The organism is Vibrio mexicanus (genome assembly GCF_001012815.1).
Lineage (GTDB): Bacteria > Pseudomonadota > Gammaproteobacteria > Enterobacterales > Vibrionaceae > Vibrio > Vibrio mexicanus.
Genome location: NZ_JYJP01000055.1, coordinates 94,376 through 117,732, shown reverse-complemented (window position 1 = coordinate 117,732; position 23,357 = coordinate 94,376). Strand labels below are relative to the sequence as shown.

The following is a 23,357-nucleotide window of genomic DNA, read 5'->3' as shown; positions in this document are numbered from 1 at the left end:
GAGAGGAACTAGCATGAAAGGCGCCGTTGTAATCACAGGAGTTGGCAAAAGGCTTGGGCTTGCGCTCGCCCATGACTTGCTGGAAAAGGGCTATCGCGTTGTTGGGACTTATCGTACCGACTACCCCGAACTTGAAGATCTACAGGCGAAAGGGGCAGACTTGCATCAGGTGGATTTTTATCAACCTGAAAGCCTTAACGGTTTTATCCAATACCTCAATCTTGAGTACTCTCAGCTAAGAGCTCTTATTCATAATGCTTCAGACTGGAGCCCTGATGAGCCGGCACGTTCAAATAACCATGCACAAGTGCTTCAAAGAATGATGGCGATTCATGTCGGTGCACCTTACCAAATGAACTTGGCACTGCAAGGTTTGCTTAATCAGGGGCTGACACCAACGATATCATTCACATTAGCGATTATGTGGCTGAAAAAGGCAGTAAAAAACACGCAGCCTATGCAGCCAGTAAGTCTGCGCTCAACAACTTAACCCTTTCGTTTTCGGCTATGTTCGCACCGAAGATTAAGGTGAACACTATCTCTCCCGCCCTGCTCAAATTTAACGAGCATGACGACGATTCCTACAAACAAAAAGCGCTCGCCAAAGCGCTCATCCCACATGAAGCGGGCTTTGAAGAGGTGATTGACGCGGTTCACTTTATCATGACGAGCGAGTATATGACTGGCAGGAATATCCATCTCGATGGTGGAAGGCATTTGAAATAACACAATTTTTGCTGGTATTTACCAGCAAAAATTTTAGTTATGATAAGGCCACATACACTTAAGGAAGAATTCATGTCGGATCAAAACTCGAAGGAAGCCCGCCACAAGGCTCGCCAACAAAAAGTTAAAGAACAAGTCGACGCAAAGGTTGCCGCTGCACAAGAAGAGAAAGGCCTCCTGCTTATCATCACTGGCAACGGTAAAGGTAAATCAACCTCTGGTTTTGGTACGGTTGCACGTGCAGTCGGTCATGGTCTGAACGCTTCGGTTGCCCAGTTCATCAAAGGGACTTGGGATAACGGGGAGCGTAACCTACTCGAAAAATTGGGGGTAGAATTCCAAGTCATGGCGACGGGTTTTACTTGGGAGACTCAGAACAAAACAGCCGATACGGAAGCGGCACAAAAGGTTTGGCAAGAGTGTAAACGCATGCTGAACGACGAGTCGATTGATGTGGTGCTGTTCGATGAGCTGACGTACATGGTGAGCTATGGCTATATCGACCTTGATGAAGTTGTCGAAGCTCTCAACAATCGTCCAAAGATGCAATCAGTGGTGATCACAGGCCGTGGCGCACATCGGACATTGATTGAGATGGCGGATACGGTATCAGAGGTCAAGAATGTTAAACACGCCTTCGAGTCTGGAGTGAAAGCGCTAAAAGGTGTGGATTGGTGAGTGTTGTTTGGTAAAAACAAAGCAATGAACCAAACAAAAACGGTGAGCATTCTGCTCACCGTTTTTTATTTGCAGGAATGATTAATTAAAGAAACCTTTTAGTACACCTTTGATGGCGTCTTTAGTCTTCTCATCTTTAATCTTGTCACCGTATTTCTCTTCGAGCTTATCTAAGCCGCGGTCGATCTCTTTCTCTGCTTTCTGGCGTAATACATCATCAAACACCAATGAGAATTGAGGTTTTGCCCATTCACCGTGAATGCGAATTGGGATAGTCACATCTTTCAGCTCATCAATATCTTTACCACCTTGGCCTTTTAATGAGCAACAATCGAAGTGCTAATGGTCATATCCACCGTCTCGGCCAGATAGTTTGCTTGGCCTTCACCTCGAACACGCAGCAGTGGCGACTGAGCAGTTAGGTCATTGGTGGTGACCACGCCTTTGTTTAGTTTCATTGTCGCCGTCATCGCACTGAAGTCAGTTTTCTGCGGCTCATCGTAATCATCGATCTTCTTACCCGTAAAGCGGGCGTAGTTATCTCGAATGATCTGAGCGACGTTGATACCGTTCACGGCGCCATCTTCAAAGTTGATTTTAACGGTGCCTACTAAGTTCTTCTTGATACCCGTTGGCGTTAAACTCTTGCCGCTCACATCAACATCAATATTACCTGTCCCTTCAAGCATGTTGTTGTCTGCCACATCAACCAATAATGGCTGAACTTTCACGCCCTTGATTGCTTTTTTAGCGCTGTAAGTCGCAGGGGTTTGGTTTGCATCTAGCTTAGCAGTCGCACTGATTGAACCTTGATACAAATTCGATTTGAACGATGTTAGCTCTGCCACACCACGGTTGACCGCAAACTGGGCGACCACATTTTGCATCTTAGCGTTGCTTGCTTTGAATTTATCGATGCTGATTTTGCCCGCGACATCCAAAGTCTTAAGCGCGGAAAGATCTGGTTCTACTTCTTTAACTGGTGCTGAAGACTTTGGCTGCTCGGCTGGCTTACTTCCCGCTGGTGTCCCAACATCATTACTTCCAGAAGATGTTTCTTTAGAAGAATCAGTTGAAACTTGAGCGGTATTCAAGCCTAAGAACTCATCCAAATCAATATTTGGACTATGCAGTACAAAACGAACTTTTGGGATATCCAATAGTGTTACATCGGCTTTGCCGTCAAATTCCAACTTATTAGCCGTCAGCTTGTTCAGCACAAAACTCAGGTGATTTCTAGTAAGGTTAAAACCGAGATCGGAAGACATCGTCACCTTCATTGGCGACTGAGGTAGCTGAGCACCTTCAAAGTTGCCATCAAAAGTCAGCGTTTTAAGGGAGACATTGCTGATTGCAGCATCGACCAACAGATTTGCCGCGCCTTTCATATCAAGGTCAAGGTCCGCTGCTTTACCTTTCACTGCAAACGTCAGCTTATTCGTTCTATCAAATGCAAATCCGTCTAACGTCACCTTAGCGTTTTCAATCTGCGTCGCGCCATCACTGAAACTAGCCGATAGGTCAACATTCGCGAGCTCATACTGAGTTAGGTCCTGCGACAGTTTAAACTCCGTATCACCCTGTGCAGAAAAGACCTGCTGTGCATTCTTTCCTTTTACAGAAAAATTCAGCGCATTCATTCGATCAAATGCAAAACCATCAAGCGCTAGTTTTGCTTGTTCAACCACAAGCGGCCCATCACTGAAGCTCGCATCTAGGTTCACATTTCGCAGTTCATACTCTTTAAAACCTTCAGACAACTTAAACTCTGCACTGCCTTCTGCGGCAAATTTCTGCTGATTGTTTTCACCTTTTGCTGCGAAGTTGGCCGTTGTCCATGTTTCAACGGCAAACTGGGATAGATTCAATGACACATCATACAGCTTGGTGAAGCTGCCATTCTTACGATCTTGTATTTCAACCGCAGCGTTAGAAATTGTCACGCCAGCTAGATTGATCGTCCACGCAGCGGCTTCATTCTCTTGCGTGTTGGCTTGCTGCGTTGAGTCATTTGCTTGATCGGCTGGTGCTGCAGTGTCAGTCGTGGCTTCCGGCTGTGCTTCATCCGCAGCAGGTACTTGAGATTGCGCCGCTGTCAGTACATCAATATTCTGACGGCCATCTTTGAGTGTCTCGAGCGAAAACTCGGCACCATCTAATGTAATATTGCCGATTTCCAACTGTTGGCTAAGCAGCGGCATAACCGACACATCAATACCAACGGTATCCACTTTGAACATATTCTGATTGGTAAAGCCTTCTGGATTACGCAACTCAGTTTTACCCAGTTCAAAGCCAATCGATGGGAAAAACTGCCAGCTAATGTCCCCTTCAATGACCAATTCAAGGCCAGTATGCTTTTGTGCTTGTTCGACAATAAGTGGCTTAAACTGATTTGGGTTAACCAAAACCACAAGAGCAATCAGTGCCACTACAATGAGGGCGATGGGAATAGTGATAAAGAGGAGCAGTTTTTTCATCAGCAGTTTCCTTGCTAAAGCGACTAATCTATTCAAACACCAATCAACATTGGCAAACTTATAATAGCTTAGGCAGATAAAAAGAAAGTGGCACTAAAAGTGCCACTTCTTACATAAAAAATAAAGGTTTTGAGCGAGATAAGCGCTTAACTTTTCAAAAGTTTTGCAATATGCGCTTTTAATACATCAATCGCGATTCGGTTCTTACCGCCACGTGGAACAATAATATCTGCGTATTGCTTAGACGGCTCAATGAACTGCATGAACATTGGTCGAACCGTATCTTGATACTGTTTTAAGACTGATTCCATGGTACGACCACGCTCTTCAACGTCACGCTTAACACGGCGCAGCAAACAGATATCTAATGGTGTGTCCATAAAGACAGTCGCATGCATAAGGTCACGCAAGCGAGGATCAGTAAGAAGAAGAATGCCTTCAAGAATGATCACCTTCTTTGGCGTCATACGCGTGGTGTTTTCAGTACGTGTATGTTCCGAGTAGCTGTACTCCGGAACTTCAACCGCTTCACCGTTAATCAGTTGTTCTAAGTGTTGACACAATAGATCATGATCAAGGGCTTTTGGATGGTCGTAGTTCGTTTTTACACGCTCTTCCATGCTCAGGTCGCTTTGATCGTTGTAGTAACAATCTTCCGTGATTACACCAATCTGATGGTCGCCGACTTTCGCACGCAGTTCATTGTAGATTGTGCTTGCGATAAGACTTTTTCCAGAAGCAGAAGCGCCAGCGATTCCGACGATGACACATTGATTATTATCAGACATTAGTATTTGCACCCGATGAGTTTAGAAATATAGCGAAAAAACCGCCCGATTATAGGGCGTGAATTAGGGTGATGCTAGCCAATATGGCAGATAATTTCTGGAAATAAACCAAATAGAATAACAAAGCATCATGCAATCGATTTCGTCGAATAACTAACCCTGTAACGCCCAATACTCATCAAAGCACAGTGATATCAATTGCCTTTGGTTTCTCTTTTCCTTGCCAATATAAGTTAGCACACACTTTCTCTGCTAAAGCCATGTATATTGACGTGTGTTCGCTATCTGGTCTCGCAACCACAGTCGGCTTACCACCATCAATATCTTCTCTCACCGCAATATGCAAGGGCACTTGGCCAAGTAACGCAATGCCGTACTCACCCGCAAGCCGAGCTGCGCCACCTTCACCAAAGATGTGCTCTTTTGAACCACAGTGACTACAAATATGATAGCTCATATTTTCCACCATCCCGATGACAGGTACGTTTACCTTTTCAAACATGGCCGCGCCTTTACGAGCATCCGCTAACGCGAGATCTTGTGGTGTTGTCACGATTAATGCGCCGGTTACTGGGATCTGTTGAGATAAGGTAAGCTGAATGTCACCGGTACCCGGCGGCATATCAATTACGAGATAATCTAATTCTGGCCATGTGGTTTCATTAAGCAACTGTGCTAGTGCTTTCGACGCCATTGGCCCACGCCAAATCGCCGCCTCGGATTTATCCACTAAATAACCAATCGAATGAGTGAAGATCCCATGCGCTTCAATTGGCTGCATCCACTTGTTATCACGAATTTGAGGTTTTTCATCTAACGTCCCTAACATCATTGGCACCGACGGACCATAGATGTCCGCATCGAGAAGCCCAACTTTCGCCCCCGACTGAGCAAGAGCAAGAGCAAGATTCACTGCCGTCGTAGATTTGCCTACACCACCTTTTGCAGAAGTCACGGCGATAACATTCTTCACACCTTTAACTTCTTGGGCGACCGTCGTGACTAACGCCCTTGGTTCAGTCTTGATGACAAACTCAAATTCTGGCACAGAGCCTTTTTGTTGAGCTGAGACAACCCAATCCGCCAGTTTTTCACTGAGATCGCGGTTGGCAAATGGGATTGTAATCGTGAATACGCCACTGGCAGGGACAGTGACTACAGACGGCTGATTTGCCCAACCTTCAATGAGGCTAGAATGCTCAAACTCATTGAGCCACTCACAAAAATCTTTCTTAGAATTAAACTGACGCATAGCTTCTCCTTATTGACGCCATCGTACCATTTGCACTGGAATCACTGAACCCCGAAAAAACTAAGGTATTCCATCGTCGACACCTTGGAGTCACTAGCCTGATGAGGTAGTATTACGCTCTATTTTTTATACACCTAAGAAGCGATTATTAAGTATGGCAAACGATCCAAGAAAACTACTGGTAACTTGTGCCCTTCCGTACGCTAATGGTTCGATTCACCTAGGTCACATGCTTGAGCACATTCAAGCCGACATCTGGGTTCGCTACCAACGCCTACGCGGCAACACTGTAAACTTCATCTGTGCTGACGATGCTCACGGCACGCCAATCATGCTAAAAGCACAACAGATGGATATTACGCCAGAAGAGATGATCGCTGCAGTAAGCGAAGAGCATCAAAAAGACTTCGCTGGCTTCGATATTAGCTTCGACAACTACCACAGCACACACTCGGAAGAGAACCGTGAGCTGGCTTCACACATCTACCTAGAGCTTAAGAAAAACGGCTTCATTTCTAGCCGTACTATCTCTCAGCTCTTCGACCCTGAAAAAGAGATGTTCCTACCGGATCGTTTCGTAAAAGGTACGTGTCCTAAGTGTAAGTCAGAAGACCAATACGGTGACAACTGTGACAACTGTGGTGAGACGTACAGCCCAACTGAACTGATCAACCCTAAATCAGCAGTGTCTGGCGCAACACCTGTGATGAAAGACTCTGAGCACTTCTTCTTCGACCTGCCGCAGTTTGAAAGCATGCTAAAAGAGTGGACTCGCTCTGGCTCTCTTCAAGCTGAAACAGCAAACAAGATGCAAGAGTGGTTTGAATCAGGTCTACAGCAATGGGATATCTCTCGTGATGCACCTTACTTCGGTTTCGAGATTCCAGGTGAAAAAGACAAATTCTTCTACGTTTGGCTAGACGCACCGGTTGGCTACATGGCTTCATTTAAGAACCTGTGTAACAAGACAGAAGGTCTAGATTTCGATGAGTACTGGAAAAAAGACAGCACGACGGAGCTTTACCACTTCATCGGTAAAGACATCGTGTACTTCCACTCTCTATTCTGGCCAGCAATGCTTGAAGCGCGGGTTTCCGCAAGCCAAACAACGTATTCGTGCACGGCTATGTCACCGTGAACGGTGCGAAGATGTCTAAGTCGAAAGGCACATTCATCAAGGCTGCGACTTACCTCGATCACCTAGATCCAGAGTGTCTACGCTACTACTACGCGGCGAAACTCAACAGCCGTATCGATGATCTAGACCTTAACCTTGAAGACTTCACTCAGCGTGTTAACTCAGACGTTGTAAACAAGATTGTTAACCTAGCATCACGTAACGCAGGTTTCATCTCTAAGCGTTTCGAAGGCAAGCTTTCTGCAGAGTTCGCTGAGCCTGAGCTGTACAAAGAGTTCGCAGACGCTGCTGACCGTATCGCTGAGCTTTACGAAACTCGCGAATTTGGCCGAGCTATCCGTGAAATTACAGCGCTAGCTGATAAAGCAAACCAATACGTTGATGAAAAAGCACCGTGGGTTGTTGCTAAGGAAGAAGGTAAAGACCAAGAACTGCAAGACATCTGTTCAGTAGGTATCAACCTATTCCGCGTTCTTATGACTTACCTGAAGCCAGTCATGCCAGAATTGGCGGCGCGTACTGAAGCATTCCTAAACCAAGAGCTGACTTGGGAAGGCATTGCTGCTCCACTGACTGATCACGAGATCACTAAGTTCAAGGCGCTATTCAACCGTATCGATCCTAAGAAGGTTGAAGCTATGGTTGAAGCATCTAAAGAAGATGCAGCGGCAGAGCAAGCAGCAAAAGAAGCGGCTGAAGCTGAAAAGAACAAAGCAAGCCAAACTGAGCTAGACAAAGATCCAATCGCTGATGAGATTGAGTTCGACGCTTTCGCAGCAGTTGATATGCGTATTGCTCGCATCATCTCTTGTGAAGAAGTGCCAAAAGCAAACAAACTGCTTAAGTTCCAATTAGACATCGGCGGTGAAACTCGTCAGGTGTTCTCAGGCATTAAGTCTGCGTACAAACCTGAAGAGCTAGAAGGCAAGCTAACTGTCATGGTTGCCAACCTAAAACCTCGCAAGATGAAGTTTGGCATGTCTGAAGGCATGATCCTAGCTGCAGGCCCTGGTGGAAGCGACCTATGGATTCTTGAGCCGCACGAAGGCGCACAGCCTGGTATGCGCGTAATGTAATCCAATTTACATTGATAAATAGAAAGCCCCGCTCAAGATGAGCGGGGCTTTTTTATGGGTTCGCATATAGCCCTTAGGCTTATATCCCTAATAATTAAGTCTGGGGCTGCCACCACCAGCGGTAGAGTCTTAGACTGCCTTGCTTAATATCATTAAGAACCAAGTATAAGATCGGCACTAACAACAGAGTGACTACGGTCGAGAACAAAATACCGAACGCCAGCGATACCGCCATTGGGATCATCACTTGCGCCTGTAAGCTGGTTTCTAACATGATTGGCACTAGACCGAAGAAGGTGGTTAATGACGTCAGTACAACCGCACGGAAGCGGAAGCAGCCTGATTCAATGGCAGATTGAAGAATGCTTTTACCTTCAGCGCGAGCACGATTGACGTAGTCCACCAGCACCAGAGAGTCATTCACCACAACGCCACCTAGCGCGATAATGCCAGTCATACTCAGCATGCTCATTGAAAGCCCTAAGAATAAATGGCCAAACAAAGCACCCACCATACCGAATGGAATCACCGACATAATAATCAACGGCTGCGCGTAAGATTTGAGCGGAATAGCCAGAAGTGTGTAAACCGCCAGTAATACAAACAACGCACCTTTGACTAAAGACACCATCGACTCTTGTTCATCCAAGCTAGCCCCACCTAACTTCACCGATAAACCGTCATACTTTTCAGTCAGCTCAGGAACGAAGTTTGCCATAATATCGTCAACAACCTTCTTCGGCTCTGCGATATTGGTGTTCACGTTCGCCACTACCGTTAACGCACGTCGATTGTCTTTACGGTTGATTGATGAATATGAGTCGTCCAAGGTAATGTCAGCAACCGTTGAGAACGGCACTCGCTCTCCCGACGGAGTGCGAATCAGCATGTTTTCCAAATGCCCAATGCTTCGTCTTTCATCCCGTGGGTAACGCACCATGACCTTCACTTCCTCTTTGTCGCGAAGTAGCCTTTGCGCTTCATAGCCAAAGAAGCCATAACGAACCTGAGAAGCAAGATCAAACAGGGTTAAGCCAAGCGCTTCGGCTTCTGGCTTGATCTGCAATTGTATTTCACTCGAACCCGATGAGAAGTTATCTGACACATCGTAAAGCCCGTTGTAGAGGGTTAGCTTTTGCTTCAACTCTTCAGAGGCTGCGGTCAACTTATCTAAGTCATCAGATACAAGTTCTAACGTCACTGTATTAGTTTGAGCGCCGCCGCCCGCATCAAATGACAGCTTATTGATACCCACCAACGGAGGGAGAGCCGCTCGCCATTTATCCGCAATTTCGACGCCATTAATATCGCGCTCTTCTGCTTTGGTCAGTTCGACAAAAAATTCAATGTTGGTCATTGATGATTTAACGACCAAATGGTGATCCACTACCTTTGAGCCATACTCCTCAAATACCGCCTGATCCATTTCCAACATCGCTTTCTCTATTACCTGAGCGGTCTCTATCGTGCGCTGCTCAGAGAACGACGGCTCCATTTCAAGCGTCACATGAATGTAGTCTGAAGGCATGTCAGGAAAGAACACCCAACGGACTTTACCACTCATGACCAAAGCCACTGAAAGCATTAAAACGCCAACAAAGACAGCCAACACGCTATAGCGGTACCTTATGCATCGCTCCAGAAATGGACGATAGCGAGAGGTAATAAATCGGTTCACTCGTTCATTAAAGGCTTGCTTGAATCGAACGAAGCGGTTCGGATTATTATTCGGCTTAATCTTCATGTGCGCCAAGTGAGCTGGAAGAATGAGTTTTGACTCAATCAACGAGAACACCAGACACAAGATCACCACCCAAGCGATAGCCTCACTTAGGCTCTTCATCGGTCCGGAAATGAGCAACATTGGCACGAAAGCGACCATGGTAGTCAACACACCAAATGTCGCTGGCGTTGCGACTTTGCGAACGCCAGTCACCACGCTGTCCACTGAGTGGCCATTTTTTTCAATCTCTTGCGCCGCGCTTTCACCCGTTACAATCGCGTCATCCACGACAATCCCCAGCACCAAAATAAACGCGAACAAGCTGATCATGTTTAAGGTGACACCGAACGGTGGATGAGGCATTAAGAAAAATGCCCCAAGGAAGCAGACGGGCAAACCCATCATGACCCAAAAAGCCAGTTTGACATGCAAGAAGAGCGCTAAAATAGCGAACACCAAGATGGCACCAAATACGATGTTCTCAACCATCATATCCAGTCGGCCATCGAGGTAATGAGTCAGGTCAAGCCAACTGTCGATTAATATGCCCGATGGCAATTCCGCTTGCTTGTCTTCAATCCACTGATTGACCTGCTGGGCAATTTTTACAGCATCTTGGCTATCCACGCTGTTGACTTGAATGATGGCGGCAGGATAGCCATTAAAGCGCACATAGTTGTCCCAATCGATGAAACCGTCTTTAATGTCAGCAACTTGTGACAGCAATACTCGACTGCCATCTGGATATGCTGATACTACTATATCGGTGAAATCACTCTCTCTGTAGGCCTGAGCTTTGGTTCTAAGCAGAATGTTACCGTCATCAGCACGAATCGACCCGCCAGGCAGGTCAAACGATGACCGCTGCACCGCTTGGGCGACTTCCGTGAATGTTAAACCAAATTCACGCAGCTGATGTTCCCTAACTTCTATCGCGATTTCATAATCCAAAGCCCCTATAAGATCGGCACTAGAGACAGCCGGTAGCGAGGTGAACTCGTCGCGTGTCTGCTTAGCCAGCTCTTTCATCTCGTGATCGGTTAGATCGCCATAGATGGAAACAAACATGACTAAGTTTTTCGGCTTAATCTGAAAGATATTGGGGTTTTCTATGCTATCGGGGAAGGTGGAGATTGAGTCAACTTCAAGCTTTATCTCGTCAAGAATATCTTTAGGTTTGTAGCCCGAAGCCACTTCTACCGTCACGGTTCCCACGCTGTCGGCGGCCACTGAAGAGACTTGCTTAATACCGCGAATATCTTTAATCGCCTCTTCGATTTTGATGTTGATCCCCTCTTCAATCTCTTGAGGAGCTGCACCCGGATAAGCAACCGAGACTTGAACGAAGTTGGTTTCAATCGTTGGGAAGACTTCTTTATTAACTGTCGCTGCGCTGATGATTCCGCCAATAATCAGCATCCACATGATCAAGTTAGCTGCAACCGGATTGTTTGCAAACCAAGCGATAATACCGCGCTGCTTACTCATCTTCTTGCTCCGGAGCATCAGCAACCGTCACAATTTGATTAGGTTGATACTGGGCAATAGGCGTAACTACAATCTGTTCACCTTGAGCGAAGCTTGCGTGGATATACGCGTAATTCTCATCTTGTCGAATAATGTTGATTGTTCTTTGCTCAAGCTGATTGTCATTTTTGACCACGTAAGCCATACCTGAACGAACTAAGTTTCGCGGTAGGACAATGATATCCTCCATCTCATTCGCCCAAATGCTCGCCGTTACATAACTGCCTAGTTTGAGCGAAGGTTGCTCACAACCGCCACTTTGTAGGCAATAAGGGTCGGCCACATCCGCGACCAAATTGAACATGCGTGAGTTTCGGTCAATAACCCGTTCGGTACGATAGATTTTTGCCGGATACTGATAAGACTGGCCTGCGATTTGGGCATGAAGGGTTACATCGAGAGGATTGTCATCAGTGAAAGGCAGGTAGGCCAAATCATCGTTAGGGATAGGTAGCGAGACTTCCGCCGTGCTGGTATCAGAAAGATCGACCACCGGAGCACCCACAGTCAGGTATTCGCCTGGATTGGCATGACGAGCATTCACTAAGCCATCAAATGGCGCGCGAATCACGGTTCGCTCCAAGTTTCGCTCGGCACGTTTTACTGCGGCCTCAGCAAACTTCACATTCGCTTTTTCACGCTTTACTTGTGGTACACGCAAACCCAGTTTCGGTGCTTTTGATTCCCCAACATGCGCCCAGTCCCGCTTCGCAACTTCTGCTCTGGCGAGTTCTTCTTCCAGTGACGCCGCTGCTTGCGCCAATGAGGCTTTGGCTTGTTCTAAATCGGCTTGGTAGTCAGAGGCGTCAATGGTAATCAGCACCTCTCCTTCTTTGACCAGTCCCCCACTTGAAGCTGAGGCGACAAAGAAAGCACACGGCCCGAAATTTCACTGACGATATTGGATTGATATTTGGGTTCTACAAACCCATAAGAGTCCAAAGAAAAGCGAAATGTTTTCGGCTTAGCTTCCATCACTTCGACACGTAAGATCGGCTCTTCCACTTCGGCTTGTTTTGGCTCCTCTTTTGAAGCAATCAACACCTGAGAGGCAGCAAAAAACGCACCTAGAATAAGTAATGGACTGACTCTTCTCGCAATCAGTTTATAGTTCATGACACACTCAACAAAATGGGGAATAAAAAACGGTGTACTTTTTCGTACACAGAATTGTTGCGTATACAGAAAGGCTGTACCCTGTTTTAACTCAAGGTTATCTGCGTTTTACAATTCTTATATCACACACTACTGACTCATTGTTGCACCTCAAGTTCAAACAAGTTTGTAATAGTACTTAACTGGATGTTACCTCCCCAATATGGTGCAGCTTGCCCATTGCCCGAGCACTCCAAACAGTCGCAAAACCATAAGTTATTGTTTTTATGCAATTTAAATATTGGCATCGCTTCTGCTTTACCCCTTTAGAGTTATATAAAAGGAGTTTCGTTATGCTAGTACTTATCTCTTTGCTATGTGCGTTTATCGTTCTTATTGGTTTATCTATGTTCTCTAAACAGCATCACACTTCACTTCAACGTAAGTTTGATATGTTGGTTTTGCTAAGAGAGTTGCTGTTGCTTTGTCGTCAGCACCGAACTCAAACTCATCTGTTACTACAAAGCGGGCAAAAAGAGTCAACATCAACATTAGATACGGTGTTTGAGAACATGATGATCAAATCCAATCAGTTAGTGGCAATAGCTGCAATGACAATAAGCCGATGTATCGAATCTTCCAATTGAATATGAAGGCGTTACACAAGAATTGGACCGAACATTCAGTAGCCAGAAATCAGATCGTGCACGGGAAGATTGTCCGCCACTGCATGTTCTTGATGGATGAAATCGCCATTGCGTGGTTAGTGGAATCTGGCCGCTCGGAAGTCAGTGACGAATACCATATGAATTGGCAGCAAGTGCTCGACAGTATGGAAGTCCTTACTCAACTGAGAATCACGATTCAGGACTACCATTGCCCTGAAAGTCGCGCCCGCATTAACTACTACTGTGACAAAATGATCCGAAAGCTAAATCAGCTCTCATTCGTCTGTCCTCTATCAATGGGTTCACCAGCGGGTACAACAGCCATGCACTCACTCACGGAAATAACGTCAAGCCACGACCAAATCTTAAGTGAAGAAGAGTTCTACGATTTAACCAGCGATATTTCATTATTGATTTCGCAAACTTACGATCAAATCTTATGTGACATGACCAAGCAACTGTATCAACCGCTACCTAATTTAGTGACTAATTAAAGCGTTAACGGTTTACTAAACAGGGGCTAACTGCAGATTGTTAGCCCCTGTTTCGTCCCTAATCCAATGTTAGATTCCGCATAAAATGACGTTTATCGTGACGACAAAAATTATTAACTTCCTTTTACTGAATTAACTATTGAATCGAGCAAATGATGCTTTTACTATCATCGCGCTTCTTGATGATAGCCAATCCGAGTACATCACAGCCGTTTTGTGACAAGGCGATAGAGCAACTATCCAAGAGTGACTTTAACTGCGCATCGCGCTTTTTTTGACGCTCCATGTATCACTCAAACACAGCGATGCATGACTTATCTTTGTTGGAGATTGGCTATGGCTATCGCTCACTCTGTACTTGATTTTCAATCTTACTCTTCTGGCGCACTGTCTGCGCAAGAGTCACAACTTATCCAAACGTCTGTTGAGCAGTTTGGCTCGCCACTGCTTCTGCTCGACTGCGATGTGGTTCGCCAACAGTATCAAGCTTTGAGCCGTGCACTGCCGAATGTCACGCTTCACTTCGCGCTTAAGCCTTTGCCACACCCAGCTGTTGTACAAACGCTACTGGCAGAAGGAGCAAGTTTTGATTTGGCGACCCGCGGAGAAGTTGAACTCGTCGCACAGCAAGGCGTTCCTGCTGAACGTACCATTCACACCCATCCAATAAAGCGCGATCGTGATATTCGTGACGCGTTAGCCTATGGGTGCAAGGTGTTTGTGGTGGACAACATCAACGAGCTAGAGAAGTTTATTGCTTATCGCGATGAAGTCGAGTTATTGGTTCGTCTAAGCTTTCGTAACTCCGAAGCTTTTGCTGATCTGTCGAAGAAGTTTGGTTGCTCGCCGCAACAAGCGCTAGAGATCATTGCTCAAGCGAAGGATTGGAACATCCGTATTAAGGGTCTCTCGTTCCATGTAGGTTCTCAGACAATGAACCCACAAAAGTACGTTGATGCAATCAAGACTTGCCGCAATGTGATGGAACAAGTGATTGAACGGAATCTGCCAGCTTTGAGCACGCTTGATATTGGTGGCGGCTTCCCTGTTAGCTACAACGCACAGGTCATGCCGATTGAGCTATTTTGCCAACCGATCAATCAGGCACTTAGCGAGTTACCTGAAACCGTTCAAGTCATTGCTGAACCGGGACGTTTTATTGTCGCTCAAGCTATGACCAGTGTCGCTGAAGTAATGGGACAAGCAGAGCGTGATGGGCAAACTTGGTACTACCTAGACGATGGTATTTACGGTTCTTTCAGTGGCTTGGTGTTCGATGATGCAAAATACCCACTCAGCACATTGGGTAAAGATGGGCAAAGGCTACCAACTGGCTCAGAACTGCCGAGCGTACTAGCCGGTCCAACTTGCGACAGCATTGATGTGATTGCCGAAAATATCATGTTGCCTAAGCTAAACAACGGAGATTTAGTCATTGGACGCATGATGGGCGCTTACACAAGTGCAACTGCGACCGACTTTAACTTCTTCAAGCGCGCGCAAACGGTACTCGTCAATCAACACAAAGCACAAGACAGATTGATCGGCTGATATCGCACTCCAGCTATACCAAGTAGCTAGTGTCACGTAACTAGTAAAGAAATTAATCCAAGCAATAAAAAAGCCTCACAGTTCAATGTGAGGCTTCTTAGTATCAATCTTGGTAGAGTTAAAGCATTTTACGTGCGGCTTCTACCACTACTTTGATAGAGCGAGCTTCTGTCTCTTTCAGTGTTGAGTGATCAGGAATCTCTTTCTGCGTACGGTTGATGATAACACCCGCAACACAACCAGCTTTTAAGCCAGAACTTGCACACATGGTCAGTAGCGTTGCTGATTCCATTTCAAAGTTAAGCACGCCCATGTCTTGCCACTCTTTCATTGAGCCTTGGAAGCGTTTTACAACACGGCCAGAGAACGTATCGTAACGCTCTTGTCCAGGGTAGAAAGTATCACTTGAGGCTGTCACACCCATATGAACTGCTGCACCAGATTCTTCGACTGCCGCTTTCATTGCTGTCGCAACATCAAAATCCGCCACTGCAGGGAATTCCATTGGAGCAAAATGCAAGCTTGCGCCATCAAGACGCACCGAACCAGTAGAAACAATCATATCGCCCACATTAACGTGAGGTTGAATTGCACCAGTGGTACCAACGCGTAGGAATGTACGTACGCCAAGCTGCGCTAACTCTTCAACAGCAATCGAGGTTGAAGGGCCACCGATACCGGTTGAACATACGACTACAGGCTGACCATCTAACTCAGCACGGTAAAGTGTGTACTCACGATGGCTCGCTAGAAAGACTGGATTTTCCATCTCCTCTGCGATCTTCTGTACTCGTGCCGGATCACCTGGAATGATTGCCAGCGTTGCACCGTTTAAATCAGATTCAGTAACACCTAAGTGAAAAACCGCGTCAGACATAGATAACTCCTGTTGGTTGGCCAATTGTGGCTCATAATTCGTTTTTGGGGTACTGAGTAACCATAACGAAGCAGAGCTCAACAAAGAGTGATAGATGTCTCACCTTTATATGTCACCAATACACACATTGCAGATAAAATCGTTTGGCATCACACTTATTGAGCATTAATACCATACATATTGCATAAAAGTGCCGACCAAGAGAGATTCACACCTTGAACGCGTGAATCTCTGAGGTTTAATGCCTAGATTTAATGCTTTGGTTGAAACTTAAGCAACCTAAGTGCGTTGAGTGTCACTAAAGCGGTTGCCCCACTATCCGCCAATACAGCCACCCAAAGGCCAGTGATTCCCAAGAGGCTCGTCACAAGGAAAACACCTTTCAAACCAAGTGCCAGTACTATGTTTTGACGAATATTGGCCAGCGTGGCTCTCGATAGTTCAATCATCGCTGGCAATTCCACCAGCCTGTTGTGAGTGATTGCAGCATCGGCTGTTTCAAGGGCGACATCGGTTCCACCACCCATTGCAATACCAATGCTGGCTGCCTTCATTGCAGGCGCATCATTGATGCCATCCCCAACCATGGCTACATTACCCGATTGAGACAAGCTGTCGACGTAACTGACTTTATCTGCGGGCAATAGACTTGCTTTGTAATCCATGCCTATCATTGAACTAATGGATAGCGCGCTTCTTGGGTTATCGCCTGTCAACATTACCGACTCAATACCGATCGCTTTTAACTTGGAGACGGCCAGCTGCGCATCCTCTCGTAGCTATCTTGCCAAGCGATGATGCCGATAAACTGATCGCGACCTTCCATGGCGACAACGGTGGTTTTTCCCTGCTCTTCGAGTTGCTTGACTTGCTTAGCCACATCTTGCGGTAATTCAAAATCCAATCGACTTGGCGCACTCACCCGATACGTATTGCCATTTACAACGCCTCTAACGCCACTGCCAACCAAGGTTTCTCGATCTTCTGCTTCAGGTAGCACTAACCCCATTTGCTGAGTTTTTTCAATCAGAGAGAGAGCAAGAGGGTGACTTGAACCGACTTCAATCGCGCCTACGGCGGTGAGCAGGGCTTCTTCTTCCCAGCCTTGCAGTGGCAACACATCGGTTACTTGAGGTTTACCTTTAGTGAGAGTGCCAGTCTTATCAAATGCGACTTTTTCCAATCGACCAAGCTGCTCTAATGCCGCGCCACCTTTGATCAATGCCCCTCGCCTCGCCGCAGCTGCTAAGCCAGACGTAATGGCAGCAGGTGTTGAGATAACCAAAGCACAAGGACAAGCGATGAGAAGCAAGGCTAAGCCGCGATAGATCCACGTTTCCCAAGGCTGAGCGAATAATAGCGGTGGCATGGTAATAACAAGCAACGCCACCAGCATCATCAGCGGCGTATACCAGCGACTGAATTTATCGAGGAAACGTTCGATTGGCGCTTTTCTTGATTCGGCTTCTTCAATGAGATGCAAAATACGGTCAATCGCGTTCTCACCTTGCTTGGAGGTAATGGTCAGGCGAACGACCCTATCTACCACAACGGCACCAGCCATCAGTCCTTCACTTTTGAAACGCTCTACAGGAATCGATTCACCCGTTAATGCACTCTCATCAAAACTTGCGGCTGCATCGATTAACTGACCATCAGCAGGTAGTCGAGATCCGGGAGAGGCTTCAATGACATCACCGGGCTGCAAATCACTGACTGGCACTTCAACGCGCTTACCATTAACGATTTTGATGGCGTTTTCTGGCACCAATTCCATAAGGCTTGAACACCACTACGTGCACGCGAGGCTGCAAAGGCCTCTAGCCGTTCACCAATCAAAAACAGCAGCAAGACCATGGCTGCTTCGACTGTTTCACCCAGGTACAGGGCGCCAAGAGCCGCAACACTCATTAAGGTTTCTATTGCGAAGGGTGTGCCTGACTTGGCTAAAGTGATCGCTTTCTTGGCAATAGGATAGAGACCCGCTAAACACGTAACAATAAATAACCAGTGGCTGAGCTCAGGCACAAAGGGCTTAATTGCCACAGCGATGACCATGGCAGACGCAATAGAAAAGATCTGAAGATTCTGTTGAATCAGTTGAATAAATGGAGACTGCTTACTCGTCTTAGATTCATCGCGAGTCAGACTAAACCCTGTTGCAACAATCACTTTTTCGATGGCAGCGCTAGATGCTGGTTCAGTATAATTGACGACAAGCTTTTCTGTCGCAAAGCGAACTTTTGCTTCTTTAATGCCAGGTAGCTGTGAAACTGCTTTTTCTATTTTAGCCGCGCAGGACGGGCAATCCATCCCATACACTTTCCATGACTGCTGTTGATAAGAGGAGCCAGAGGACTCACTTTCCTCATCACTTGGGTCTTGGCCCGAGCTGCAAGTATCCGATGCGCAACAACTGCTTTGTGTCGCAGCATCGGGCTGAGAAATTGAGGTTATGGTTGGGCTAGCGCATGAAACCTTAGGGTTTGATGTCGCCACGGTATTTTTGGATAAACAAGCTTTATGTTTTGTGCACATGATTCGTCTCCATCGTAAATGTACACGTTAAGCTTAAACCTTGGAGTGTACTCCAAGGTCAAGCACAACTTGTTATTTTGATGGATTAGAGTCTGTTTGCAGGATGGGTTCTTCAGCTTTCGCTACATCGTCAATCAGCACCGCATCATGGCTACAGAAGGGTTGCGAGTTCACACTGGTAATCGAAGGATCATCATCAAGAGATTCTGGTTCATGCCCACGCATGACATCGGCAATGTGCTTGCGCAATACGCCAATGGCAATCACACCAAAGACAATGGTGCCGACAGCTTGCCCGTAAAGCACCCCCAAAGCACCAAACCATTCCGCACCGTAATAGACAAAAGGCAAAGTACCGAGTGTCGCTTTACCCATATTTAACGCCGTTGAATAGAGAGGTTTGCCTAAGTTATTAAACGAAGTATTGGCAACAAAAAGTGTCCCGTTAAAAATAAAGCTAATCGCAACATAGGTACAAAATGCCCCAACAATAATGGCGGCATCTCCTGTTAAGCCAAAACCACTGATCACTAAACCTTGGGCGAAATAAAGAATGATACACACCCCAATGGTGTAAACCGTGGTTACAAGCAGCGAGTTATACAGCGTCTCCTTAACGCGATCAAAGCGCTCCGCGCCAAAGTTCTGCCCAATGATTGGCCCTACCGCACCCGAAAGTGCAAAGATCACCGCAAAACAAACCGGAGTGAGTCGTCCAATAACCGCAAATCCTGCGACGAAATTCTCGCCAAATTGGGCGATAGAAGACGTGACAATAGCGTTGCCAATCGGAGTGGCGATATTGGTGATCACTGCAGGGACTGCGATGGCTAAGATAAGCTTGATATCGTTGCGCCAAGCTAAAAGAGATGGGAAGGCGACCAAATCATGTTTGCGAATGAGTGGCATAATAGAGAAATAGAGCACAGTAAATCTTGCGAACACAGAGGCCAAGGCGGCACCTTCTACATTCCATCCAAAGCCAAAGATAAACAATGGATCTAGAACGGCATTAACAATACCCCCAGAAAGAGTCGCCCACATAGATCGTTTGGCATCCCCTGCAGCACGTAGCCCTGCACCCGCGGCCATCGCTAAGGCGATCACTGGGCTACTCGGTAACAAGATTCTTAAATAGGCCTCTGCGCGCTCAGCGGCATAACCTTGCGCGCCGATACTGGCCAGCAGCTCAGGAATGTAAACATACATCAGGGCGCTAATCGCACAACTAATAATGAATGCCGTCAGCATGATACTCGCGCTCAACTGCCGAGCTTGAGCTCGCTGTTTCGCTCCGATAGCTTTCGAAACTAGCGCTCCCATTGCGATTGAAGTACCAATAGAGATGGAGGTGGAGAAAAACACCAAAGTACCCGCAAAGCCGACAGCCGCCGCCAGCTCAACTTGACCCAACATACTGATAAACAGCATATCGAGTAAATCGACGACAAAGAGCGCCATCAATCCCACAGAGCCTGCTCCCGACATCACTAAAATGTGGCGCATCGTGGAGCCAGTGACAAACTTAGCACTTTGATTCGGCATGAGGTCTCCTATAAACAAGCAGAAAGCAAAGAAGGCGCTTTAAGCGCCTTCTATTAATTTACCCAACTTATCATACAGGATGTTTAAAGCAATCATCGATATACAGAGAAACTGCTTTCAATACATCGTGGCGAGTAATGATCCCCACGAGCTTACCATTATCGACCACCGGGTATACTTTTGGCTTGCCGACTTTCATCTTCTCAGACATTTCAATGATGCTTGTTTCTGGGGACACCGATAAGACTTCTCCGTGCATACAGTCACTGACCAAATGGGTGTCTTGACAGGAGTAGGCAACCTTAACCAGTTTATCCAATAAATCTTGCTCTGAGAGAAACCCAATGACCTCTTCTCTGTCATTAATTACTGGGCCACCATGATGTTTTGTTCGGATGACCTTTTCCAAAGCTGCACTGAGTGACATGTCTGGGGTAAACGTCACCGCTTGATGGGTCATATAGTCTTTTACTTTCAACGATTCCATTTGAGTCTCCTTAGCCGACAGCACCACACTGTTCATAGTTTAAGTGTTGTCTAATTTCTTGATTTTACTAAATAGAATTTGCCTATTTTATTGATAGGAAATGACTATCTAGCCAAGATAAAACCGCCAAAGCCTTTATGAATAAGGAGTTAGCTAACGAATAGAAGAATGTAACGAGATGAAAAAAACGTCATTTGCCCGTATTTATGTCTTTGACCGTCAGGTAACTACTCACTAAGGAGACAATGAAAGGAACACAATACGTCAAAACAAGCTTGAGCCAATCAACAGATTCTTGACCAAGTAAGGCGCTAGGTTGGTTAATCAAATTGAGTAGGGTCCCAACTATAATGGCAATGGTAATAGCGCGTTTGATCATGGTTAAGTTCTGCTTGGAAAAGGTCATTTAATGAGTATGTACCATTTCTACCGAAGGGCGAGTTTGCGTAGCTTGAGGTTACTTGGGTATGCACCCAATCGCCTTATCCTCCAGCAAAACCTTTTAAAAGAGCTACACTTAGACTAATTAAGTTTCTTATCAGTAGCTTTATGACGTCGACTCTTACCCGCTTGATGCAAGATAATCCGGACATGATGCATGTGGTACTTACCTCTTTGCCTGAACCAACGTTCCTCATCAGCAAACAAGGTATTTATATCGAAGCATGGGGTGGTACTGACCATAAGCGTCATCATGATCCTTCTACTTTGGTTGGACTCAGCCAATACGAGGTGCTGCCTGCCGATAAAGCCGTCCGGTTTAGCCAAATCATCGTTGATGTCATTGAGAGCAATAAACCTCAAGAGCTGAGTTACGAATTAGATCCAAAGGAGCTACATTGCTTTGACGGTCATGTGGGCCCTGAAACCACTCAATATTTTGATGCGCTGGTGATTCCCCTACCCGACGTGGATATGGTGCTTTGGATCGTAAGAAACGTCACCGAGCATCAAGCGGCACTCAAAAAGCTTGGGCAGCAAGCGAAAGAGTTGACCATAAAAACCTATACCGACCACTTAACTCAGGTGAACAATCGATTTGCGCTTGATTCACTGCTTCCTCACGCTCTGGAAATTGCAAAAATTCAACAAGAGAGTGCCTGTGTTTTCATGATAGATATCGACTGTTTTAAAGAGTTGAATGATCAATATGGGCACTTGAAAGGAGATGATGCCTTGCGCGACGTCGCGACAACCATAAAAGCGTGGGCAGGTAAGAATAGCCTATGCTTCCGCTACGGTGGAGATGAGTTCCTTGCTTTCATTCCTTCGATCAGTTTAAGTGGGTGTAACTCTAAAGCTGAATCACTACTGCAACTCATTACTAACTTAAATATCCCAAACACTCGCTCACGAATCAGCGACACGCTCTCTGTCACTCTCGGGATCCAGCATTGCGAGCACATTCCAGACAACATGACTGTCGAGCGTTTTTGTGTCTATCGCCGACCAAGCGCTATTTTTTGCCAAACGGCGCAAGCGCGGCACTTACCATTTACTCGAAAAAAAGGAGACTCAATAGTCTCCTTTCCATTTACTGTTTCCAACGCTCTGCCGCTTTAGCGTCCGAGTCTCGAGATTCTACCCATCGAGTCGAATCCGTTGTACGCTCTTTCTTCCAAAACGGGGCTTTGGTTTTCAAGTAGTCCATGATGAACTCGCATGCTTCGAACGCCGCGCCGCGATGCGCACTTGAAACACCCACAAAAACGATTTGATCACCGATGTCCAAATCGCCCACTCGATGAATCACTCGCACTTTAAGCAGAGGCCAGCGCTGTTCTGCGTCGTCACAAATCTTGAGTAACGATTTCTCAGTCATGCCCGGATAGTGCTCTAGGGACAAACCTGTGACGTTATCGCCTAGGTTCATATCTCGAACCTTACCGGTAAAAGTAACCACTGCGCCTGCGGATGTGCCCTCAGCTAATTGCTGATATTCATCACCGACAGAAAAATCAGCTGTTTGAACCGATACTCTCGAGTCCATCCTAACCTCCCGTCACAGGAGGGAAGAAGGCAACTTCATCGCCGTCAGTTAATGCATGATCAAGAGGAACAATCGCTTGATTGATGGCAGCCAGCAATTTACCTGACTCCAGAGCGAGATCCCATTTACCTTCTCGTTGTGATAAGTGTGCGCGCAGATCTTCAACTGTTGCAAACTCAGCTTCCACTTCAAGCCTGTCGATACCTACTAACTCACGGGTTTGAGCAAAGAACAGTACTGTAATCATGATTCCGCCTTAAAGTGTCCTGATTTACCACCTGTTTTCTCCAACAGACGTACGTTCTCAATCACCATATCTTTCTGCACGGCTTTACACATGTCGTAGATTGTAAGAGCAGCTACAGATGCAGCGGTTAGCGCTTCCATTTCTACACCTGTTTTACCCGCTAGCTTACAAACCGATTCAATACGAACCTTGTTTTCCGCTTCAATCGCGGCCAGTTGCACTTCCACTTTCGAAAGTAACAGCGGGTGACAAAGTGGAATCAAATCCCATGTTTTTTTCGCCGCTTGGATACCCGCAATTCGAGCCGTGGCAAACACGTCACCTTTATGATGTTCACCAGAGACAATGAGCGCCAACGTTTCCGGCGCCATGTGCACGAACGCTTCTGCTCGAGCTTCACGAACGGTTTCTGCTTTAGCGGAGACATCCACCATGTTCGCTTCACCCGAAGCGTTGATATGAGTAAATTGAGACATG

At 46.3% G+C, this 23,357-nt stretch carries 19 protein-coding genes and 4 pseudogenes; 7 read left to right on the top strand and 16 right to left on the bottom strand.

The window, feature by feature from the left end; all coding sequences use genetic code 11:
- The first annotated feature begins 13 nt into the window (after positions 1-13).
- Both folM and cobO read left to right on the top strand, forming a co-directional pair.
- Positions 14-726 (top strand): annotated as a pseudogene (folM, locus tag UA76_RS09155) (dihydromonapterin reductase).
- Between the two features lie 72 nt (positions 727-798).
- A complete protein-coding gene (cobO, locus tag UA76_RS09150; RefSeq protein ID WP_047045169.1) occupies positions 799-1,404 on the top strand; it encodes a cob(I)yrinic acid a,c-diamide adenosyltransferase in 606 nt (201 codons plus the stop codon).
- Positions 1,405-1,485: 81 nt separating this feature from the next.
- Here the strand turns inward: cobO and UA76_RS25640 are convergent, their stop codons facing one another.
- The 4 genes from UA76_RS25640 to apbC all read right to left on the bottom strand — a co-directional run bounded on the left by UA76_RS25640 (position 1,486) and on the right by apbC (position 5,924).
- Positions 1,486-1,683: a hypothetical protein gene (locus UA76_RS25640; protein ID WP_075202558.1), complete on the bottom strand. Its 198-nt coding sequence runs from the start codon at positions 1,681-1,683 to the stop codon at positions 1,486-1,488.
- A gap of 38 nt (positions 1,684-1,721) precedes the next feature.
- A complete protein-coding gene (locus tag UA76_RS25635; RefSeq protein WP_075202557.1) occupies positions 1,722-3,884 on the bottom strand; it encodes an AsmA family protein in 2,163 nt (720 codons plus the stop codon).
- Between the two features lie 146 nt (positions 3,885-4,030).
- Positions 4,031-4,672: a uridine kinase gene (udk, locus tag UA76_RS09140; RefSeq protein WP_047045166.1), complete on the bottom strand. Its 642-nt coding sequence runs from the start codon at positions 4,670-4,672 to the stop codon at positions 4,031-4,033.
- Positions 4,673-4,850: 178 nt separating this feature from the next.
- Positions 4,851-5,924, bottom strand: a complete 1,074-nt coding sequence (gene apbC, locus UA76_RS09135) for an iron-sulfur cluster carrier protein ApbC (RefSeq protein WP_047045163.1) — start codon at positions 5,922-5,924, stop codon at positions 4,851-4,853.
- Positions 5,925-6,078: 154 nt separating this feature from the next.
- Here apbC and metG point away from each other — a divergent pair.
- Positions 6,079-8,138 (top strand): annotated as a pseudogene (metG, locus tag UA76_RS09130) (methionine--tRNA ligase).
- A 94-nt stretch (positions 8,139-8,232) separates the two neighbouring features.
- Here the strand turns inward: metG and UA76_RS09125 are convergent.
- Genes UA76_RS09125 through UA76_RS22425 form a run of 3 tightly spaced genes read right to left on the bottom strand, consistent with a single transcriptional unit; the run spans position 8,233 to position 12,504 of the window.
- Positions 8,233-11,349 carry an efflux RND transporter permease subunit gene (locus tag UA76_RS09125; RefSeq protein WP_047045160.1) on the bottom strand — a complete coding sequence of 1,039 codons (3,117 nt, stop codon included), beginning with the start codon at positions 11,347-11,349 and terminating at the stop codon, positions 8,233-8,235.
- On the bottom strand, positions 11,342-12,211 hold the full coding sequence (locus UA76_RS09120) for an efflux RND transporter periplasmic adaptor subunit (RefSeq protein ID WP_052771995.1): 870 nt from the start codon (positions 12,209-12,211) through the stop codon (positions 11,342-11,344). Before UA76_RS09120 ends, UA76_RS09125 begins: the two co-directional genes overlap by 8 nt.
- Complete coding sequence (locus tag UA76_RS22425; RefSeq protein ID WP_052771994.1) at positions 12,205-12,504, bottom strand: hypothetical protein; 300 nt, start codon at positions 12,502-12,504, stop codon at positions 12,205-12,207. Before UA76_RS22425 ends, UA76_RS09120 begins: the two co-directional genes overlap by 7 nt.
- 332 nt (positions 12,505-12,836) lie before the next feature.
- Between UA76_RS22425 and UA76_RS25630 the strand changes: the two genes are divergently transcribed.
- The gene (locus UA76_RS25630; protein WP_420340910.1) at positions 12,837-13,130 is read left to right on the top strand and encodes a hypothetical protein; all 294 of its coding nucleotides are present in this window, start codon (positions 12,837-12,839) and stop codon (positions 13,128-13,130) included.
- A 56-nt stretch (positions 13,131-13,186) separates the two neighbouring features.
- The gene (locus UA76_RS25625) at positions 13,187-13,645 is read left to right on the top strand and encodes a hypothetical protein (protein ID WP_420340909.1); all 459 of its coding nucleotides are present in this window, start codon (positions 13,187-13,189) and stop codon (positions 13,643-13,645) included.
- 136 nt (positions 13,646-13,781) lie between these two features.
- Here the strand turns inward: UA76_RS25625 and UA76_RS23665 are convergent, their stop codons facing one another.
- Entirely contained in the window at positions 13,782-13,931 is a 150-nt protein-coding gene (locus UA76_RS23665) for a hypothetical protein (protein ID WP_157617609.1), read from the bottom strand.
- A gap of 50 nt (positions 13,932-13,981) precedes the next feature.
- Between UA76_RS23665 and UA76_RS09110 the strand changes: the two genes are divergently transcribed.
- Positions 13,982-15,196, top strand: a complete 1,215-nt coding sequence (locus UA76_RS09110; protein WP_047045157.1) for a type III PLP-dependent enzyme — start codon at positions 13,982-13,984, stop codon at positions 15,194-15,196.
- Between the two features lie 118 nt (positions 15,197-15,314).
- Here the strand turns inward: UA76_RS09110 and udp are convergent, their stop codons facing one another.
- The 5 genes and pseudogenes from udp to nrtS form a co-directional block, all read right to left on the bottom strand.
- Positions 15,315-16,073, bottom strand: coding sequence for a uridine phosphorylase (gene udp / locus UA76_RS09105; RefSeq protein ID WP_047045154.1), 759 nt, complete (start codon positions 16,071-16,073; stop codon positions 15,315-15,317).
- Positions 16,074-16,324: 251 nt separating this feature from the next.
- Positions 16,325-18,611 (bottom strand): annotated as a pseudogene (locus UA76_RS09100) (zinc/cadmium/mercury/lead-transporting ATPase).
- 72 nt (positions 18,612-18,683) lie between these two features.
- A complete protein-coding gene (locus tag UA76_RS09095) occupies positions 18,684-20,156 on the bottom strand; it encodes an MATE family efflux transporter (protein ID WP_047045151.1) in 1,473 nt (490 codons plus the stop codon).
- A 70-nt stretch (positions 20,157-20,226) separates the two neighbouring features.
- The gene (locus UA76_RS09090; RefSeq protein WP_047045148.1) at positions 20,227-20,643 is read right to left on the bottom strand and encodes a CBS domain-containing protein; all 417 of its coding nucleotides are present in this window, start codon (positions 20,641-20,643) and stop codon (positions 20,227-20,229) included.
- A 190-nt stretch (positions 20,644-20,833) separates the two neighbouring features.
- The gene (gene nrtS, locus UA76_RS24065; protein ID WP_047045203.1) at positions 20,834-21,022 is read right to left on the bottom strand and encodes a nitrate/nitrite transporter NrtS; all 189 of its coding nucleotides are present in this window, start codon (positions 21,020-21,022) and stop codon (positions 20,834-20,836) included.
- Between the two features lie 170 nt (positions 21,023-21,192).
- Here nrtS and UA76_RS09080 point away from each other — a divergent pair.
- Positions 21,193-22,165, top strand: a pseudogene (locus UA76_RS09080) (sensor domain-containing diguanylate cyclase).
- Between the two features lie 12 nt (positions 22,166-22,177).
- Here the strand turns inward: UA76_RS09080 and moaE are convergent.
- The 3 genes from moaE to moaC are packed head-to-tail and all read right to left on the bottom strand — an operon-like array spanning position 22,178 to position 23,356.
- Positions 22,178-22,633, bottom strand: coding sequence for a molybdopterin synthase catalytic subunit MoaE (gene moaE, locus UA76_RS09075; protein WP_047045145.1), 456 nt, complete (start codon positions 22,631-22,633; stop codon positions 22,178-22,180).
- A 1-nt stretch (position 22,634) separates the two neighbouring features.
- Positions 22,635-22,880, bottom strand: coding sequence for a molybdopterin synthase sulfur carrier subunit (moaD, locus tag UA76_RS09070; protein WP_047045143.1), 246 nt, complete (start codon positions 22,878-22,880; stop codon positions 22,635-22,637).
- Entirely contained in the window at positions 22,877-23,356 is a 480-nt protein-coding gene (gene moaC, locus UA76_RS09065; protein WP_047045140.1) for a cyclic pyranopterin monophosphate synthase MoaC, read from the bottom strand. The genes moaD and moaC overlap by 4 nt, the downstream gene beginning before the upstream one ends.
- Between the last annotated feature and the right edge of the window lies 1 nt (position 23,357).